Annotated in this window: 15 protein-coding genes; 12 read left to right on the top strand and 3 right to left on the bottom strand. The window is 35.0% G+C overall.

Features of this window, described 5'->3' with window-relative positions; translation table 11 throughout:
* The first annotated feature begins 147 nt into the window (after positions 1 to 147).
* The 3 genes from MKS83_RS04650 (at position 148) to MKS83_RS04640 (ending at position 7208) form a co-directional block, all read left to right on the top strand.
* Positions 148 to 4347 (top strand): T9SS type B sorting domain-containing protein, encoded by a 4200-nt coding sequence (locus MKS83_RS04650; RefSeq protein WP_240582178.1) that lies wholly within the window; start codon positions 148 to 150, stop codon positions 4345 to 4347.
* A 193-nt stretch (positions 4348 to 4540) separates the two neighbouring features.
* Positions 4541 to 4960, top strand: a complete 420-nt coding sequence (locus MKS83_RS04645; RefSeq protein WP_240582177.1) for an endonuclease domain-containing protein — start codon at positions 4541 to 4543, stop codon at positions 4958 to 4960.
* A 262-nt stretch (positions 4961 to 5222) separates the two neighbouring features.
* Entirely contained in the window at positions 5223 to 7208 is a 1986-nt protein-coding gene (locus tag MKS83_RS04640; protein ID WP_240582176.1) for a urocanate hydratase, read from the top strand.
* A gap of 501 nt (positions 7209 to 7709) precedes the next feature.
* Here the strand turns inward: MKS83_RS04640 and MKS83_RS04635 are convergent.
* The gene (locus MKS83_RS04635) at positions 7710 to 8336 is read right to left on the bottom strand and encodes a hypothetical protein (protein WP_240582175.1); all 627 of its coding nucleotides are present in this window, start codon (positions 8334 to 8336) and stop codon (positions 7710 to 7712) included.
* Positions 8317 to 9330 carry a hypothetical protein gene (locus MKS83_RS04630; RefSeq protein ID WP_240582174.1) on the bottom strand — a complete coding sequence of 338 codons (1014 nt, stop codon included), beginning with the start codon at positions 9328 to 9330 and terminating at the stop codon, positions 8317 to 8319. The genes MKS83_RS04635 and MKS83_RS04630 overlap by 20 nt, the downstream gene beginning before the upstream one ends.
* Positions 9331 to 9707: 377 nt before the next feature.
* Between MKS83_RS04630 and MKS83_RS04625 the strand changes: the two genes are divergently transcribed.
* From MKS83_RS04625 to MKS83_RS04605, 5 genes are all read left to right on the top strand, one after another.
* A complete protein-coding gene (locus MKS83_RS04625; RefSeq protein WP_240582173.1) occupies positions 9708 to 10406 on the top strand; it encodes a DUF6261 family protein in 699 nt (232 codons plus the stop codon).
* A gap of 316 nt (positions 10407 to 10722) precedes the next feature.
* The gene (locus MKS83_RS04620) at positions 10723 to 11301 is read left to right on the top strand and encodes a hypothetical protein (protein ID WP_240582172.1); all 579 of its coding nucleotides are present in this window, start codon (positions 10723 to 10725) and stop codon (positions 11299 to 11301) included.
* Positions 11302 to 11314: 13 nt separating this feature from the next.
* Positions 11315 to 12073 carry a hypothetical protein gene (locus tag MKS83_RS04615; RefSeq protein WP_240582171.1) on the top strand — a complete coding sequence of 253 codons (759 nt, stop codon included), beginning with the start codon at positions 11315 to 11317 and terminating at the stop codon, positions 12071 to 12073.
* A 209-nt stretch (positions 12074 to 12282) separates the two neighbouring features.
* On the top strand, positions 12283 to 13221 hold the full coding sequence (locus MKS83_RS04610) for a tetratricopeptide repeat protein (protein WP_240582170.1): 939 nt from the start codon (positions 12283 to 12285) through the stop codon (positions 13219 to 13221).
* A 55-nt stretch (positions 13222 to 13276) separates the two neighbouring features.
* Positions 13277 to 14002 carry a TonB-dependent receptor plug domain-containing protein gene (locus MKS83_RS04605; RefSeq protein WP_240582169.1) on the top strand — a complete coding sequence of 242 codons (726 nt, stop codon included), beginning with the start codon at positions 13277 to 13279 and terminating at the stop codon, positions 14000 to 14002.
* A 123-nt stretch (positions 14003 to 14125) separates the two neighbouring features.
* Here the strand turns inward: MKS83_RS04605 and tpx are convergent, their stop codons facing one another.
* Complete coding sequence (gene tpx / locus MKS83_RS04600) at positions 14126 to 14698, bottom strand: thiol peroxidase (protein ID WP_240582168.1); 573 nt, start codon at positions 14696 to 14698, stop codon at positions 14126 to 14128.
* 163 nt (positions 14699 to 14861) lie between these two features.
* Here tpx and MKS83_RS04595 point away from each other — a divergent pair, with 163 nt between their 5' ends.
* From MKS83_RS04595 to MKS83_RS04580, 4 genes are all read left to right on the top strand, one after another.
* A complete protein-coding gene (locus MKS83_RS04595) occupies positions 14862 to 16490 on the top strand; it encodes an NADP-dependent glyceraldehyde-3-phosphate dehydrogenase (protein WP_240582167.1) in 1629 nt (542 codons plus the stop codon).
* Positions 16491 to 16679: 189 nt separating this feature from the next.
* Entirely contained in the window at positions 16680 to 17180 is a 501-nt protein-coding gene (locus tag MKS83_RS04590; protein WP_240582166.1) for an RNA polymerase sigma factor, read from the top strand.
* 18 nt (positions 17181 to 17198) lie between these two features.
* Entirely contained in the window at positions 17199 to 18011 is an 813-nt protein-coding gene (locus MKS83_RS04585) for a hypothetical protein (RefSeq protein WP_240582165.1), read from the top strand.
* Positions 18012 to 18103: 92 nt separating this feature from the next.
* Positions 18104 to 20164, top strand: coding sequence for a M4 family metallopeptidase (locus MKS83_RS04580; protein WP_240582164.1), 2061 nt, complete (start codon positions 18104 to 18106; stop codon positions 20162 to 20164).
* The last annotated feature ends 8 nt before the right edge of the window (positions 20165 to 20172 follow it).

The raw sequence follows: 20172 nt of genomic DNA, 5'->3' as shown, positions 1-20172 counted from the left end.
TTTGTTATTATTTAAAATACAAATGATTATGTAGTAATTATATAGATTTTTTATATATTATTTAATATAAATAAATATTTATTATTGAAAATTCTATAAATAAAAGTGGTAAATTTATCATATGTTAGTGATTAATTATTTTAGCTTATGATGAATATTTTACGAATTTTATTCTTATTCATTAGTGCTTTAAGCTTCTCTCAGGCTCCGGTAAATGTAAAAGTGAAAGATGCAGCAGGAAATGAAAGTTTCAATGTTACCTGTACTAATGATCTCGATGCGAACGGCTGCATAGCACTTCATGTGGAATACCCTGTGCTCAAGCAGACTACAAGTTATGAAGCTATTCAGGAAACCTACAATCCTCCGATTCCGATGAATCAGGGAACGTCACTAAATGCCAATTATGATGATCTTTTCGCTGCAAAATTGGATTTGCCTTTCAAATTTTGTTTTTATAATCAATATTTCGATGCCCTTATTGTAGGTTCAAACGGAATGGTAACTTTCAATTTGAACCAGTTGGGAAATATCAATTATCCGAATGTTCAGTGGCAGAATCCAAGTACGAGCCTTCCTAAAAATTCGATTTTCGGAGTATATCATGACATGGTTTTTTCATCAGGAGATTCTTCGGAAATTTATTATTCAACCATTGGAACGGCGCCTTTCAGAAAGTTTGTTATCAACTTTTTTGATGGAAGAGTTTCGGGTTGTACAGACCGGTCTTCATCACAAATCGTTTTGCATGAAACTACTAATGTAATCGAAGTCTTTGTTGAAAAAAAATTACTCCCTTGTCCGACGAGGAAGTTTGAAAATGCACTCATTGGCATAAGTAATAATGACGGAACTCAGGGAGTTTCTCCGGCGGGCAGAAATACAGGAGTTTGGCAGGCGATGCAGGAAGGTTGGAAATTTAATCCGCTTGGAAATGTAATTCAGCCCAACATTACCTGGACAAATTCTGCGGGACAGACGGTAGGGACAGGAATTCAGACAACGGTTTGCCCGACTGAGAATGAAGTTTATACAGCGAATGTTAAGTTTAATATTTGTGGAAACAGTGATCTGACAATAACCGATGATTTTCCGTTAACTTTTGATCCGACCTATCCGGCTGCGAAAAACTATACCCAGAATTTCTGTGGAAATACGTCCGTTAATCTTACTTTAAATAGTTTCAATGCTAATGTAACTTCACAAAATCCGGTTAATTTTACCTTTAGTTATCACTCGAGTTTGCAGGATGCGCAGAATAATGTCGGTGCTTTGCCAAACAACTTTACATTAGCCAATAACACCATTTTATATGTAAGAATTCAAAATCCGACAACGCCAACTTGTTATCGTGTAGCCGTTTTAACTTTAAATTTATTAAGTAAAAGTTTAATTAAAAATACTGTAGAACTGTGCGACACCAACAATGACGGAGTAGAGCAGAACTATAATTTAAGCCTGTTAAATCCTGAGCTTTTCGTTACCGGAACAACGGGAATTACTTATTTCAATACCCAATCTGATGCTCAGAATAATATAAATGCGATCACTACAGCAAATATTACCGTAAGCACGAATCTTTGGGTAAGGCTTCAGGAAGGAGCCTGTACGTATATTCTGGGACCTGTTCATTTCCAGTTTAAACCAGGTGTAAATCTGAATTCACCAATCAATTTTTCATATACGATTTGCGATATTAATGCAGATAACCAGGAACCTTTTGATTTTGCATTAAATATTGGCCCGTTAATTTCAACACAAACCGGAGCCGTTTTTATAGTTTACAATACCTATGATGAAGCTTATAACGGAAACGGAAATGTTGTAAATACTATAAAAGAAGGAATTTATATACTCTATATAAGAGTTCAGGTTCCGAATGGTTGCTTTGCAGTTGCAACAGTGAATATGAATGTTACTTTCACAAAAATTCTTGCTAATGAAAAGAATGAATATATCTGTTTTAATGGAACAGATGATATCAGTATTAATTTAAGTACGCTCTCAAATGGAATGCTGATTTCTCCTGCAACCGTTCCTGTGACTGAATTTTACAACAGTTCTGCTGCTGCAAACTTGGGAACAGGATCAATCAGTCCGAACCAAACCATTACGACAGACGGAAATTTTGTGACAAAGATCTATTTTGTCCGGTTTGAAATTTCAGATCAATGTTTTACAGTAAGACCAATTACGGTGAATTTGGTTCATCCGGTAATTGTTCAGTCCAGTTTCGCAATCTGTGATTTTAATAATGATAATTCGGAGAATGTACAATTATCTCAATATTCATCAGCAATTGTCGGAAACCAGAATGCATCAGCAATTTTTTATCCTACTTTGGCAGATGCAACCAATGGAACAAACCCGATTACCAACCTTACGGTTACAGGAACACAGCAGATTTTCGTTAAAATTAATTCTTACAATTGCCAACAGATTTATCCGGTAAATCTAAGCCTAACATCAACTCCGGTTGTGAATTCTCCTGTGAATATTACTTTAAACAATATTTGTGACAATAATAATGACGGAAGTGAGATTTACGATTTAACGCAGGCTCAGCCTCAAATTACTTCTGCTGCAAATGTAAGTTTTACGTATTATGTAAATTATGATCCGGCAACGCATACTTTTTCCAATGAAATCACAAATCCGACACAATTTGTAGTTACAGCAGGAAATGCAACGGTTTTTGTAAAGGTTAAATTGAATAATAGCGAATGTTTTTCAGCTACCCAGATCAACATTCAAATGACGTTTTTACCACCAGTAGTTTTAAACAGTGCGAATTTAAATACATGCGATGAAGATTTTAATTTAAGCGAAACCTTTCAGCTGAATGATGCAATTCCGCAGTTATTTATCGCGTCACAAAATACACAGCCATTGTCTGATATGACGATTTCATATTATAATACACAAGCTGATGCCAACGCCGGAAATCCGGCCAATCAGATCGGAACTTCGATTACCACGAGTATTTCTTCGGTTCAGGTTTGGGCGAGATTCCAGTCACAGACAACAGGTTGTTATTCGGTTGCACCAATTCAGCTGAATACTTATTTTCCTCCAAAAGCTATCAATTCTACCATTACGGTTTGTGATGAAAATTTAGATGGAAGCTATGAAGTAAATTTATTGAATTTTACAAATTTAATGGTTGATATTCCGAATCCTGCGAATTCATTTACCTTCTATCTGACTCAACAAAATGCACAAAACGGTATAAATCCGATTACAAATCCTTCTAATTATTCTGCAAATCCTTTCCCTGCACAAATTTGGGTGAAAGTTCAGAATATACCGGGTTGTGATGATATTGCGACCATCAGTTTTGTTTTTGGAAATAAAGTGACTTTACAAAATAATGGACCTTTTCAGTTAGAAACCTGTGATACAGGAAATGATGGAATTGAGATTGTTAATGTAACACAATTTCAATCACAAATTTATACAGGAACGAACGTTACGTTCACTTATTATCCGACTTTAGCTGATCTTAATGCAGGAACAAATGCAATCTCAACGCCTGGAAATTTTAGTTATAATCAAGCTTCAAGCTCAAATATTGTTTATGTAAAAGTGAGTGTTCCCGGTTTTTGCCCAAGTGTTGTAGAAATTCATTTGGCTTTAAAGAAAACTCCGATTTTTGATATCCCGACACAATATTTCTGTCCGGAAGGCTCCTTAGATTATACGGTTCATATTGAAGGATATACCATTGTAAATTATGTTTGGACAAACCCTTCAGGACAGGTAATTTCCACTACGGATACCATTACAGGAATTACAACAGTTGGAACTTACACCCTTACGGTAACGGCAAGCAACGGCTGTTCTTACACCGAAACTTTTGAAATAAAGCATTTTGAAGTTCCTGTAATCGAACAAATTGAAATTAATGGAACAACCGCAACAGTTCATGCAACAGGCTCGAAACCCATCTTATATTCTATCGATGGAATGACGTGGCAAGCAAGTAATATTTTCTATAATCTGCAGACCGGAATCATTACTTTCTATATAAAATATGCAGACAGCAACTGTATTGTACAACAGCAAAGCGTAATTTTAGATATTAAAAATGCCATCACACCAAACGGAGACGGATTAAATGATCACTGGATTGTTAAAAATCTTCAGGTTTTCGGAGATAAAATGTCGACCGTAAAAATCTTTGATCGTTACCAGGTATTGATTTTCGAACAGAGCTCAAACAAACAATTCTTCTGGGACGGAACAATTAAAGGCAGACCTGTTCCTACATCAAGTTATTGGTATGTGATTACCCTTCCGGATAGTAGAACCTTTACAGGATGGATTTTAGTGAAAAATAATAATTAATTTTAAAGATATATTTACAGACAAAAGCCTCATTGAATTTTCGATGAGGCTTTTTATTTTTGAAAAGAAAAAACACAATAAATCATTCCAACTATCCACAACGAAATTCCCCTCCTTTGGAGGGGTGGATTCGACCGGAGGGAGAAGACGGGGTGGTTAAATATGACACAACAATTTTAAAAAACAACAAATAATGAAAGAAATCCTCACCGAAATCAACGGAGTTCCCATTCGAAGAAACTTCGTAGAAAACTTACCTTACAATCCCAAATTAAAACCATTACTCAATGGAAAAAGGAAAGCGGGAATTCTCAGTGAAGTACTGTTCTGGAAACAGGTTCGTGCAAGAAGTTTCCATAGAATAGATTTTGACAGACAACGAATTATTGGGAATTATATCGTTGATTTTTATGCTAAAACTCTTGGATTAGTCATAGAAATTGATGGATGGAGTCATGATGTAAAAGAGCCTTATGATATGGATAGGCAAAAGTATTTGGAATCTCTCGGATTATATGTTTTCAGAATCACCGATTTTGATATTAAAAATAACTTGAGTGTTGTAATGAAAGAGTTAGAAGACTTTATTATTGAACATTACGGCCATGAGTAAAATTACATGCAACAAAATTCCCCTCCTTTGGAGGGGTGGATTCGACCAAAGGGAGAAGACGGGGTGGTTCAAAAGGGATACTACAAAATTATTATAACAACTACCATTCTAAACCACCCCGTCAAAAATTTTCACGAATTTTCGCCACCCCTCCAGAGGAGGGGAATGTTTTGGGATTGCAAAATTTTATAATTAGTTGCAGGGATTTTTGAATTTGAATATCTTTAAAACTTTGAAATTTAAACTGAACTTAAACTGTAATATGACTTTCCAGGAACAGATACAACAAGGCATTCCAAGCCAGTTACCACCATCCAGACCTTACGAAACCAATATCAATCATGCTCCGAAGCGTAAAGAAATTTTAGGAGATGAAGAGAAAAAATTAGCCTTAAAGAACGCTTTACGTTATTTTGAACCTCAGTTTCATGCAGAATTACTGCCTGAATTTAAAGAAGAATTAGAAAAATACGGAAGAATCTATATGTATCGTTTCCGTCCGGATTACGAAATGAAGGCGAGACCGATTTCTGAATATCCGGGAAAATCTGAACAGGCAAAAGCGATCATGCTGATGATTCAGAACAATCTGGATTATGCAGTGGCGCAGCACCCTCATGAGCTGATTACCTATGGTGGGAATGGCGCGGTGTTCTCCAACTGGGCACAGTATCTTTTGACAATGAAATATCTGTCTGAAATGACAGACGAGCAAACGTTGGTAATGTATTCAGGACATCCGATGGGATTGTTCCCTTCTCACAAAGATGCGCCGAGAGTGGTCGTGACCAACGGAATGATGATCCCGAACTATTCCAAACCGGATGACTGGGAAAAATTCAATGCCCTTGGTGTGACGCAGTACGGACAGATGACAGCAGGAAGTTATATGTACATCGGTCCGCAGGGAATTGTTCACGGGACTACGATTACCGTTTTAAATGCTTTCAGAAAAATACATAAAGAACCTAAAGGCGGACTTTTCGTGACTTCAGGATTGGGAGGAATGAGTGGAGCTCAGCCAAAAGCAGGAAATATTGCTGGATGTGTTACCGTTTGTGCTGAGGTGAACCCAAAGATCACAAAAATCCGTCACGATCAGAAATGGGTGAACGAAGTCCACGAAAACCTTGATGAACTCGTAGCAAGAGTAAGAACAGCTCAGGAAAATAAAGAAACTGTTTCTCTGGCTTACCTTGGAAATGTGGTTGAGGTTTGGGAAAAATTCGATCAGGAAAATTTAAGAATCGATATCGGTTCAGATCAGACTTCGCTTCACAATCCTTGGGCGGGAGGATATTATCCTGTCGGGCAAAGTTTTGAGGAATCCAATACAATGATGGCGGAAAACCCTGAATTATTCAGGGAAAAAGTTCAGGAGACGTTGAGAAGACATGCGGCAGCCATCAATAAGCATACGGAAAAAGGAACCTATTTCTTCGATTATGGAAACGCTTTCCTCTTGGAAGCTTCAAGAGCCGGAGCCGATGTAATGGCAGAAAATCCTACGTTGGGAAGAGAATTTAAATTCCCTTCTTATGTTCAGGATATTATGGGACCAATGTGTTTCGATTACGGTTTCGGGCCGTTCCGTTGGGTGTGTACGAGCGGAAAGCCTGAAGATTTACAGAAAACCGATGATATTGCCTGTGCCGTGTTGGAAGAAATTCAGCAGAACTCTCCGGAAGAGATCCAGCAGCAGATGAAAGACAATATCCAGTGGATCAAAGGAGCGCAGGAAAACAAGCTTGTGGTAGGTTCACAGGCGAGAATTTTATATGCCGATGCAGAAGGAAGAATGAAAATCGCAGAAGCTTTCAATAAAGCGATTAAAAACGGGGAGATCGGACCGGTAGTATTGGGTAGAGATCATCACGATGTTTCGGGAACGGATTCTCCGTACAGAGAGACTTCGAATATCTATGACGGATCAAGATTTACCGCAGATATGGCCATCCATAACGTAATTGGCGACAGTTTCCGTGGGGCAACATGGGTTTCTATTCACAATGGAGGTGGTGTCGGTTGGGGCGAAGTGATCAACGGAGGTTTCGGGATGTTATTGGATGGAAGCGATGATGCCGACAGAAGATTAAAATCGATGCTGTTCTGGGATGTGAACAATGGAATCTCAAGACGAAGCTGGGCCAGAAATGAAGGCGCTATTTTCGCGATTAAAAGAGCGATGGAAATAGAACCGAATCTGAAAGTAACGCTTCCGAATATTGTGGATGAAAATCTTTTTTAATTTGATAATTTAAATAAATCAGCTTTGCAATGAATTTTCACAATCAGTTTACAACAGCATATTTTTTAATTGTACTTTGTATTTTAATGATTGCTAATCTTGTAGTGATAAGACAAAGAAAACTGAGCTTGAACTTGCTGTTGGATTGGAAAATCATTTTATTCACGCTGATCATTACATTTTTAGGGTTATTATATACAGAAGTTTCTGTATCAAAAGATTGGAAAATTGAGACGTACGGATTTCCTAAGTATTTTTATTTGAAAAAATCATCAATTGGAAAAGATAATTTTTTAAGCTTTGGGATTGTCAGATTTCATTTTATCAACTTTATTCAAAATTTTATGTTGTTTTTTATGGTTGTACAGTTTTTCTGTTTGTCTACGAAAAAAACACGAAAGTAGCTTTATTTTAAAACTTTTTAGATATTGAAACCCCTGCCGTAAGGTAGGGGTTTCTATTTAATTGAAAGTTCTTATGGCCAATAGCAGAGAAGAAATTTTATTGTATTTTTCTTCGATTAATTTCTGATATATAGTATTCATATGCACTACTTGTAACAAATAATGTTAAAAATAAATAGTTCAACAAAAAATAGTTTAATAAGATTCGATAAATAATTAATAATGAAAATTTAATTGTCAAATAAATATCAATTTCATCATACTCAATGGTAAATTGATTAAGATCAATTTTTAATGATAAATCAAATATATAATTTATACTACATAAAATGATTATAAAAATTGATAAAACAACTAAATAGCTTGTGATTGAAATAAATCGCTTAAAGAAGTTTTTCTTTTGTTTTAATCTAACAATTTCCTCTTCATTCTTCCCTAATATGGATAAGTTAGTATTTTCAAATTTATCAAAAATACTTACTAATAATGACATAAATAAGGATACTGAAATAGAAAATGCAGACATTATGTAGCCTATTAAATCCTTAGATATTCCTTTCGTTAGTTTAAAAATAATAAGAATACTTATTATAAATAAAAACCATTGAACATCACTTAAATAAAACTTAGGTTTTTCATCTTTACCATTAATATTAATATTTTGCCATTCTTGACCTCCTTTTATAAGAGGAAAGAGAATCTTTTTAACGCTCTTGAACTGCATTTTGTAAATAGATTTCTTGTTTTATACTTTCTAATAATTGAAAACAATATTCTTTAATACGAGGAAAATCACTTTCATCGTAATTTATTGTTACGTATTTAGATAAAATAATACTCGGTTTGATTTGAAAATTATTATCAAGTTCAAAAGGGGCATTTTTCCCTGTATCTACATCTTTTAATGAACCTTTTTTCTTATTGAAAATTCCTAAACGAAAGTTTTTAAAAGTAGTTTGTTCAATAGGAGCAATTGCTTCATCAAATTCATCATATGTAAATCCCGAATCAGTTGGTTCTATTTTTATTGTAATTTTAAAATTTCTAGTATCAAAATTAACTGTATTTCCCAATAAAGAATCGCTTGGTATTTCAGTTGTATAAGTTAGATTAGAAATTGTTGCACCATTTCTAAAGTCTTGTATAATTCCTGCGGGAATATATTTTGATAAGGCTGGTTGATTAAATACAGCAGGGTAACATAACAAGTTTTTCCAAAATTTCTTCATTACACTGTCAATATTATCATCAGAATAAGATTGTAACAATAGTATGGATTTATCTGAGTTTAAAGGGGTATAAATTAGAAAATAAAAATCATCTGTAATTGCATCTCCTTCACTAACTTCAGATTTATTATTTTTATTTGCTGTTGAAGTTTTTTTTCTTTTTCTACCATAAGCGCCACCTTCTATTATCCCTTCAATAATAAATGAGTCACTATGAAATCTAATATTAGTATTTACATTCTCTGATTCAATATCTATTTGATTTGCAGTAATACTTTTTTTTGTATTTTCATCAGAATACATTTCATTGGTATCTATTGCTGAAATAAATTTTCTTGAAAATTCTAGAAAGATAAAAGAATCTGCTAAATTTTCAGAAGAAGTATCTCCAATTATATGTCTGAATAAATTTCTATTTGTTTTTTCTGTACGTTTATTAACTGGCTTTAACTTTATTATATATGCCGATAACTTAGGTTCGTGTGCCATGCTTATTTTTGGTATCTTGGTTATTATTATATAATTAATTTCTAAAGAATGTATAATATACATTTAATTTTCAAATATAATAAAACTAGACTATGCTTAGTTACGGTTTCCCATAATCAGATATCTTGCTTCTTTAAAAACATCCATGCTTTTAATTATCCGAATTCTCCGATGATTCAAAATAACCTTAAAACAACTCTTCGACTTTCTTCATTTGTTTGAAACAAGGGTGTTTGTAATGACCGAAGTGCTCCGGTTATCTCCCGCAAGTTGCGGGAAATGTTCGGCGGATTTCTTTGGTTTAAAACATGACTGTTTGTAATTAAAGAAGTTTTTATATATTTGATTTCTAATTTATTAAATAAAACACAAACGAAATGAAAATTACACTCACGAAGCTGAGCACTAAAGATCTTGCGACTTTGGCTCAGAGAATTCTCAGCAACATTCAGTCAGGAAAATATCCTGTGATTACCAATCATCCTCTTACTGCAACTTTGGCGGCTTCATTTACGGAGTATGATAAAGTGTACGCAAAACAGGTCTATAGCGGGAAAGGGAAAGATGTTGCTATGGCAGATCAGGAAAGGGATCTTGCCTATACCAATCTCAAGGCTTTCCTGAATGGGTATAGAAAACTTTCTACGGCGGCTCATTATCAGTCTGCAGAAGATCTGTACGGGATCTTTAAAAAATTCGGACTTGATCTGGATCGGCTAAGTTATTCCTCACAGACGGCTCAGATGAAAAAGCTGATCGAAGAACTGGAAACTCCCGAAAATCTTCAGAAAATTTCCCTTCTTTCTCTGGATGTGGCTTTTGCAGACATGAAAACCAAGCATGAAGCTTTTGAAACTATTTTTGCTGACCAGGCAGAAGCCAATGCAGATCTTCGCCAGTTGACAAGTGCAACGGCTATTCGAAAAGTACTGGAGAAAAACCTGAAATCCTACCTTAATTTATTAACCGCAATGAAAGACGTCCCGGGATGGGAGCTTCTTTACAGCGATACAAATGAGCTGGTAAAGGCGGCAAAAAATTCGGGAACTAAAAGAAAAGATGAAAATCCATCTTAGATGATAAAAAAAAACAATGCAGCATTGTGCTGAGTGTTTTATTTCCGTCAGTTCGAGTGTTTTTCTGGAGGAAAAATGTATCGAGAACTTTTATGTAAATTATCCCCAAGTTCCCGATACAAAAATTCTTTCAGAATTTCACCAAACTGACGGATTGTTTTTGAAATCATATAACTAAAAATGATATTTTTGGGAGATGAAACTAATTAAAGTTAAACCCAAATTGTCGCTTTGAGTAAGGAGTGAAAATGAAACCTATTGGGAAATTTACCTCGAAAATTGCCTGAACTGACGATTAAAAAACTAACCATAAAAAATGAAAATCTTAAAGCTTATCCTTTTACTGTTTCCGGTTTTAATTTTTACGCAAAACAGCCTTCCTGATTTGCATTTGAATGATAATATCGATGTGAGTAATGATGTTCAAAAGCTATTGAAGCTTAAAGGGAATGAAATTGCGGTTTCTTTTTATACCAATGGCGGATTGGGGTATCAGTTTACTATCGATAATTTTATCTATAAGGAAAATGGCGATATTTTGCATTACAAGGACAAGATATATTTTAAAAGGGGTAAAAAACATGAACGAAATAAGATGAAGATGATTGAATCAGAAAAAACTGATTTAAAGAGCATTGTTCAGTCAGAATTTTTCAGAGATTTCACAAAATATACTCAGGCAGATTTCCGGTATTCGGAAAAAAATCATCAGATTTGTGCTACAGACAGTATTGACGATGCACCGGAAAATTTTGTCATGATCACCCAAAACGGAAAGCAAAATACGATCATGGTTTATTTGCCGAAAAATAATGCAAAATGCAGTGCTGAAGGCTCTCCTTTGATGAAATTTATTCAGTTGCATCAATTATTTGGGATTGAACTCGAGGGATAACTATAAAATTGGTATGAAAAAAATAGGAATTATTGGTTGTGGATGGCTAGGGAATCATATTGCGGAACATTTATCAGACCAATATGAAATCTTCCCAACTACCACTTCAGAATCCAAAATACAAGAATTTAAATCTAAAGGATATTTCCCGACCTTAGTCAGTTTTCCTGATGAAGCGGATGCTGAAATGAAACCATGGAGTGTTGTATCAATGCTGGATGCGGTGATTATTGCTGTTCCTTTTTCAGGACTCAGGGGTTCACAAATTCCTATGACCGGAAAACGGGAGAACCTGATCCGTTTTCTTGGAGATTTTCAGGGGCAGATTTTTTATACCAGTTCAACGGGGGTATATCAGGATATCGAAAAGGAATTTACGGAGGACGATAAACCTGCATCTGAAGTGGAAAGTGAAAGCTTTATTCTGGCGAAATTTCCCCAGACCAATATTCTGAGACTGGGAGGTTTGATGGGAGGTGAAAGACTGTTGAAGAACTACAATATTTCCAATCTTGACCAGTTGGTGAATCATATTCATTATGCAGATATCTGTTTGATTATTGAAAAAATGCTGAATAATCATTCGCAATCTAAAGTCTATAATATTGTAGCTCCGGTCCACCCGAATAAAGAAGAAATCATTAACGCACAGAAAAACCTGCCATACTCGGGTGAACGTGCTGAAAAAGGAAGGCTTATTTCGTCTGAAAAACTCATCTCAGAGCTGGATTTTGAATTTCAGTATCCTGATCCGAGATATTTTCATCTTTAAATATCCAGTTATTCTTAATAAAAACAATAGGTAAACTGTCATTCTGAACGAAACGGAGTGAAGTGAAGAATCTGTTGAATGGCAGAGATTCTTCCTTCGTCAGAATGACGAGAGTACTGCATATTTTTTTATAAGAATAACTACTTCTGACTTCATTAAAATTTCTTTATTTTTAACTCAATAATAATCAGAAAGTAAGAGATGTTAATATGAGAAAATTCTTTTTTAGCTTAATTTTCGGTGTTTTATTTTCAATTCCGGTTTTTGGATGTCTGAACGGCGAGAGCTTACGATTAGAAGATGGATCTGTCCTTTATGAAGATTATGAAGGGTACGTTCCTTATGGTCATCAGTTTAGGGATAATGAAGAATTGATGCAGACTTTAGCTTCATTGGAAAAAAGTTATAAAGAAACTGGGAAAATAGAGTATTTATCAGATAAAGGACTGATTCTAATTATTCAGGGGAAGTATAAGGAAGCGATTGATCTGTATAAAAAAATTGAACAGATTCAGCCCAACAGATATTCTACCGCTTCAAATATAGGAACAGCTTATGAATTAACAGGCAATAATTCCGAGGCTTTACAATGGATTGAAAAGGCAGTGAAAATTGATCCTATATCTCATTTTCGTTCGGAATGGATTCATATAAACATTTTAAAAGCCAAAATTAAAGGTGAAAAATATATCACCTCGAAGTTTTTAATCGAGCAAGACTTTGGCAATAAAAAATATCCTGTATCGGATTTGGAAAAAGAAGAGCTTTTTAAGCTTAGGGGGATGATTTACTATCAATTGAATGAGAGAATTTCATTTGTAAAACCCAAAGATAAAATCGTAGCACAGCTTTTATTTGATTTAGGAAATATTTCTTACTTATTCGGTGAGAAAGAAGAGGCGTTGGAAACTTATAAAATTGCGAAAGAATACGGATTTGATCAGCCTATTTTAAAGGAAAGGATGGAATTGTATTCTCCGCCGGTTATTGATAATCTGGAAAGAAAAGCAATGAGAGAGATAAAACACCAGATAAAGCCAACAAGAAAAGCTCGCCTCATAGGAATATTTGTTTCTGTCTTTGCGCTAATTTTTTCAGGGCTTATTGTTTTTGTATTCAGAAAGAAAATTTTATTAACGATAAAATAATTCAACTTTCCAACCTTCTTTTGCAATAAAGCATCTTTATAAGTAAAGAAGCATTATGAAAATTACAATACCTAAACCATGTCATGAAAACTGGGAAACCATGACCCGCGAAGAAAAAGGAAGATTTTGTTCTGTCTGTTCAAAAAAGGTAAGAGATTTTACTGTTGCATCGGATGAGGAGATTATAGATGTATTCTCTAGCTCTACAGAGGAAATCTGTGGTCATTTCTATGAATCTCAACTGAACAGAAATCTGCAGTATTCCTACATTAATTCTGTTTTGGTAAAGTTTGCCGTAGGATTTATTCTTACAACAGGAGGTCTGGTTTCTGTACAGGCACAACAAAATGCGGTAGAAGATACCTTAAAGACAAAAGAATTAGGTGGGATTGTACTCATTCCTAGTAGACATCATGCCTCAAGCAGTCTTACCGGAACCACGACTGTTGTATCGGAAGCTGATTTGATGGTTCATTCAAATGATTCCAGTACAGGTGCTTCAAAATCAACCGGATTGCAGATGAATCAGTTGCCTCAAAGAAACGCAAAAGATGCGATAAGGATTGGAGGAGCCAAGTCAAGTCTGAGACAAGATCATCAACCTTTGGTTGTACTGAATGGAAAAGTGAGTGATTTAAAAAGTTTACAACAAATAGATCCGGCGCTGATAGAAACTGTAAATACTTTTGACGGCGCTTCTGCGACCGCATTATGTGGTTCAAAAGCTCAAAATGGTGTCATCGTCGTTACGACGAAAAAGAAATGGAAGGCTAAAAAGTAATTGAATGGTTTTCAAAGCAAAACGAGATAACCAATTAAGATGCTTCGGCTTTGTTTAGCATAATCTCTACATAAAAAACTCCGTAAAAACCGGAGTTTTCAGTTATTTTTAAGTAAAATCGCTTTAATTTTTAACAGCTTTAATAGCTGCTTCGTAATTCGGTTCGTGGGAAATATCGGCAACCTGCTCTTCATAAATAATCTTTCCGGAAGGGTCGATCACGACAACGGCTCTGCTCAATAATCCTTTCATTGCAGAATCTGTAATTTCTACGCCATATGTTTTTCCGAAATCTGAACGGAAATCAGAAAGCATGACCACGTTTTTAATTCCTTCTGCTCCACAGAATCTTTTCTGGGCAAATGGCAGATCTTTAGAAATGCAAAGAACCACCGTATTCGGAATACTGGCAGCATCTTCATTGAAATGATGGACAGAAGCGGAACAAACACCCGTATCTACACTCGGAAAGATATTAAGAATAAGATATTTCCCTTTATAAGATTCCAGCGTCTGGTCTTTCATCGTGACATCTGTAAGGGTGAATTTGGGCGCAGGTTTATTTACTGCCGGTAATTTGGCGTAAGTATGAACGGGCTTTCCTCCGGCTAAAACCGTATTGGATGTTTTAGAGTTTTGTGCCAAAGCAAACGATGAGAAAAATAGCAACGCACCGAGAACGAATTTTGAATACATGAATTTTATTTTTAAACAAAATTATTCTTTTTTCAATGTTCCAATATTAATTTTCTTTCAAATAGAGTAAATCTATTAAACGCCTCTTTTTAAAGTCGATTTTTCACTCTACCTTTATTCTATCAAAAGTTTATACTAATACTATTAAAAAAATAAAAGATTTATGAATTCAGCAAATACAGCATCATTTTATGAGATATTTAAAACCGAAAATGAAATCCCGGAGGAATATAAAGTTACGGAAATTCACCAGAAAGTTTACCTGTTAAACGGTGAACTGGTAGAATGGAACGGGGAGGTTCAACATATTTATTCTCCTGTCTGCATTCCTACAGAAAACGGATTGGAAAGAAAATTATTGGGAAGCGTCCCGAATATCGGTCCTGATGATGCCATGAAAGTTCTTGATGCCTGTGTAAAAGCCTATGATAATGGGTTGGGAGAGTGGCCGACTATGTCTGTGGAAGGAAGAATTAAATGTATGCAGAAGTTTGTGTATTTAATGATTCAGCAAAGAGATCTGGTGATTAAATTATTGATGTGGGAAATCGGGAAAACACTGGCCGATTCTACCAAGGAATTTGACAGAACAGTAGATTATATCAATCAGACGATCGATGCCTTAAAAGATTTAGACAGAGAATCTTCACGTTTTCAACAGGCAGAAGGAACCATTGCACAGATCAGAAGAGCTCCGCTTGGTGTTGTTTTGAGTATGGGGCCATTCAATTATCCTTTAAATGAAATTTTCACCACCTTGATTCCTGCTTTGATCATGGGGAATACAATTTTATTTAAACTTCCAAAACATGGTGTTTTAGCACATTATCCTTTATTAAATGCATTTAAAGAAGCTTTTCCTAAAGGAACGGTAAATACATTGTATGGAAAAGGTTCGGAAATCATTACTCCGATTATGGAAAGCGGAAAGGTGAATGTTTTAGCATTTATTGGTTCCAGTAAAGTGGCGAACGGACTGAAGAAACTGCATCCGAAAGTTAATCGTTTAAGAGCAATCCTGAGTTTAGATGCTAAAAATGCAGCCATTGTTACAAAAAATGCAGACCTTGATGTAGCGGTAAGTGAGTGTATTTTAGGCTCGCTTTCTTTTAACGGACAAAGATGTACAGCTTTAAAACTAATTTTCGTTCAGAAAGATGTTGCAGAAGCGTTTATACAAAAGCTGACCGCAGCTGTTTCGGCAATGAAGCCCGGGCTTCCTTGGGAAAAAGATGTGAAGATCACACCTCTTCCGGAAGTCAACAAGCCTCCTTATCTGAAAGAATGTATTGAAGATGCAATATCAAAAGGTGCAAAAGTGCTTAATGAAAACGGCGGATTTACAGAAGAATCTTTTGTTTTTCCGGCAGTGGTTTATCCGGTAAATAGTGATATGAAATTGTATCATGAAGAACAATTCGGGCCGGTAATTCCTGTGGTTCCATTTGATGATATTGAAGAACCTATCGATTATCAGGTGAACGCCGACCACGGAATGCAGGTGAGTATCTTCAGTGAAGATCCTGTTGAAGTGGCTAAGCTAATTGATCCTTTTGTCAATCTGGTAAGTCGGGTAAACATTAATTGTCAGGCGCAGAGAGGACCTGATGTTTTTCCTTTTACAGGAAGAAAAGACAGTGCAGAAGGTACGCTTTCCGTTTTTGACGCCTTGCGTTCATTCTCAATTCGTTCTTTGGTAGCAGCAAAAGTGACAGAATCCAATAAAGAACTTTTGAATACCATTATAAGAGATCATGACTCTAACTTCCTAAGTACCGATTATATTTTTTAATTAAATAATTGATCACTAAAATAAAGCCCGCAATAATTAATTTTATTGCGGTTTTTTTTGATTAATAAAAATCAAAATAGCATTGGAAAAGATAGGTAATATTAAAATCTGATTGTAAATTACTTTTTATGTAGGTCAAAATGTAACAAATATTTAAAATTCCTACTAACTGAAACATAGCCTAATTTAATGTCTTTACTGGAAAAAGAATTCCTGGAAAAAATTGACAAGCATAAAGGTGTGATTTTCAAAATTTCCAAGATGTATATGGACAATCCCGACGATCAGAATGATCTCTATCAGGAGATCATTTATCAGGCGTGGAAGTCCTACAGCGAATTTCAGAAAAAGAGCGAATTTTCAACATGGCTTTATAGAACGGCACTCAATACAGCTATCGTATTTTTACGAAGTGAAAAAAAGCGTGGTTTTATCCAGAATCAAAGTATAGAAAATCTCAATGTTCATCAGGAATCTTATAATGATACGGACGACAGGAATATGAAGATGATGTATGAAGCTATCCATCAGTTAAGTCCAATCGACAAAGCACTTATTTTTTTCTTTTTGGAAGATTTTCCGGGCAGAGAAATCGCTAAACAGTTAGGAATTACGGAAGTAAATGCAAGGGTAAAGCTTAATCGGGCAAAAGCTAAGCTGAAAGAGATAATTGAAAAAAGAACGGTTTAAATTTTAAACATCTAAAGTATGGAATTAGATAATTTTAAAGAACTCTGGAACAAAGAACATCATGATCTTCCGGAAATTTCTTTGGAAAAACAGAATGAAATTCATTCTCCCCTGGAAATGATCAAGATTAATATGAAAACCGAGTTTTGGCTTATGGTTGTTACGTTGCCTATGGTTTTCATCGGCTTTCCGTTTACTACCAATGATTCTAATGTGAGGACAATTTCAATATTTGTAACATTCCTAACTGTCGGACTAGTTGTTTATTTTTATTCCAGGTTTTTGAGGATTTATAAAATGCTTACAAAGACCAGTACCAATACCAATTACGATCTTTTCAATATTAAAACCCAGCTTTTGGTGTGTAAAGAGATTTATATTTCTTATTATATTTCTTATATCCCTTTGGCTTTTGTTTCTTCTTTAGAACAGATCAACTTTCAGTTTAACGAAGATTACCATATTGCTATTTTCGCAACAAGTTTTCTGATTGCAATTTTACTACTCAGTGTTATTGTAAAATATTGGATTTACTATATGTATGGGAAATACATTGAGGATGTTGTACGTCTGGTAGATGAGCTTAACGGAATTGAATTACTTCCCCGAAAAATCAAAAACAAAACATGGTTTGAAAAGTCTCAGAGGTATTTTATTGATAAGTTAGGTGTTAAAGGAAACATTTTGAATACAATCTTATGGTTTGTTTCAGTGTATTTACTTATGATTTTAGTGCTTGTCATAATTCTTAGCATCATTATTATTGTAGGTGCAAAGCTGGATTTAATCAATTTAAATATTCTTTTAAAAGCTTTAAATAAGGAAAATTAATCATATGAATTAAAAATTCTTAAAAAAAATAAATAATTTGTAACATTTTTAAAACTTTCCTACTAACTGTCAGATTTAATCAAAAATAAAATATGAAAAAGACAGTTACTATTGCTAAAGCTTTGATTTTTACATTTTCGATTGGCGTTGCGCCTTTTTCTTTGGTTTATTCTCAAAATATAAGAATATCGGAAAGTTCTGCTGAGAATTTACCTAAAATAGTGAACACATCAGAATTAGGAACTTTCTACTCTGATTTTACCAATTACAATACTTCTTCTAGAGATCTTGAAACAGATTTGAGAAAATGGTTAGGTTGCCAGAGTAATGATACCTTTAAAATTGTAAAGACGTGGGAGGATGATTTAGGGGTTAAAAAAACAATGTATCAACATTTTTATAAAAACATAAAAGTTCAGGATGATATCATTGTTATTCACGAAAAAGATGGAAAGGTTGTATATGTAAATGGAGAATTTGTTAAAAATATAGATATTCCTGTCGTTGTAGTCCCTCTTTCTCAGGATGAACTAAAAAATACCATTGCAGCAGCTTCCAAAACCTCTTCTGAGAAAATTACATTATCACCTGCGGAAAGTGTTATATCTAAAACAAATACTCAAACAGGATTAAAAATAAACAGCAGTACAATGGTATCTGCATCTTCAATGATTGCGCCTGTTTTTTCGAAAACTTATTATATTGACAATATTACGAAACAGGTTGTGAATGAAATGTCTCTTATTCATAATGCAGATACTCCATCTTTAAGTACCACCTATTATAAAGGAAATCAAAATATGACCGTAGATTCTTACAACGGAAGCTATAGGCTAAAAGATAATACAAGAAAAGTATGGACTTTGGATGGAACAAATTTGGGAAGTGCGGGTGGATACGGTTTGGATGCACAGGGATATGTTCTTCCTGCATCTGGTCCTGTAGAATATACTAGCTCTACGGCTAACTTTACAGCTACATCTACTAAAGCTCCTGTAGAGATTCACTGGGCGATACAAAAAGCCAACGATTTTTACAGTACTGTACTAAACAGAAATAGTTTTGACGGAAACGGTACTGCAATTGCCAATTATTATAATGTAGACTTTTCTATTTTTAATCAGCCGGGTCAGGCAAACCCTACACCTGCAGGATATGGAGCAAATGCAACTGCTATTACTTTCGGTACAAGTACCGGAGGACAGGTGCATTTTATGGCGTATGGGAATGGAAATTTTCCATCCAGTCCTGGAGCCTTCAACCCCTTTGCCGGAATTGACGTAGGAGGTCACGAATATTCACATTTAGTTGTAGCTACTAACGGAACAGGAGGACTTAATTACCAAGGTGAGTCCGGAGCAATTAACGAATCTTTTGCTGATATTTTAGGAACCAGTATCGAGTTTTATGCAGCACCTTCACAAGCTAACTGGACAATCGGGGAAGGGCTGTGTAATTTTGCGCCAGGTTATTTGAGAAATATGGCTGCACCAAAAACGGGACCTGCAGCACTTAGCTCACAGCAGCCTGATACATACAACGGAACATATTGGCAAAGTACAGCTGCCGGAGCTGCGGACAATGGAGGAGTACATACCAATAGCGGAGTAGGAAATAAATGGTTTTATCTGCTTTCGGTAGGGGGAGCCGGAACGAATGATAATGGAACAGCATATAATATTACCGGTCTTACCATACAAAAAGCCGAAAAAATAGCATTTAAAACTTTAACGGGAGGATATCTTACTGCAAATGCAACCTATTTAAACCTTTATAATGCTTCAAAGCAAGCAGCTATAGCTCTTTATGGAACAGGCAGTAACGAATTACAGCAGGTAGAAAATGCTTGGTGTGCAGTAGGGTTAGGTAATTGTGCAAATTTATTAGCAGTGCATGAAATCACAAAATCTGATGCACAGAATATCACTGTCTATCCGAATCCTGTAAAGAATGGTTTATTCACAATAAATAATAACAGGAAATATGAAGCAACATTTGAAATTTATGATGTTTCAGGAAAGTTAGTAAGAGGTTCAGAAAAATTAAATAAAGAGGACAATAAAATTACAGTTAACGGATTTCAGAAAGGAGTTTATATAATTAAAATTAGTTTCAATGGTACTGCTATTTCTAAAAAGATAGTGGTAGAATAAGTTTTCAT

Source organism: Chryseobacterium sp. Y16C, from assembly GCF_022488405.1.
GTDB lineage: Bacteria > Bacteroidota > Bacteroidia > Flavobacteriales > Weeksellaceae > Chryseobacterium > Chryseobacterium geocarposphaerae.
The sequence above is the reverse complement of the archived record's forward strand: the minus strand, read 5'-3'. Positions and strand labels throughout refer to the sequence as shown.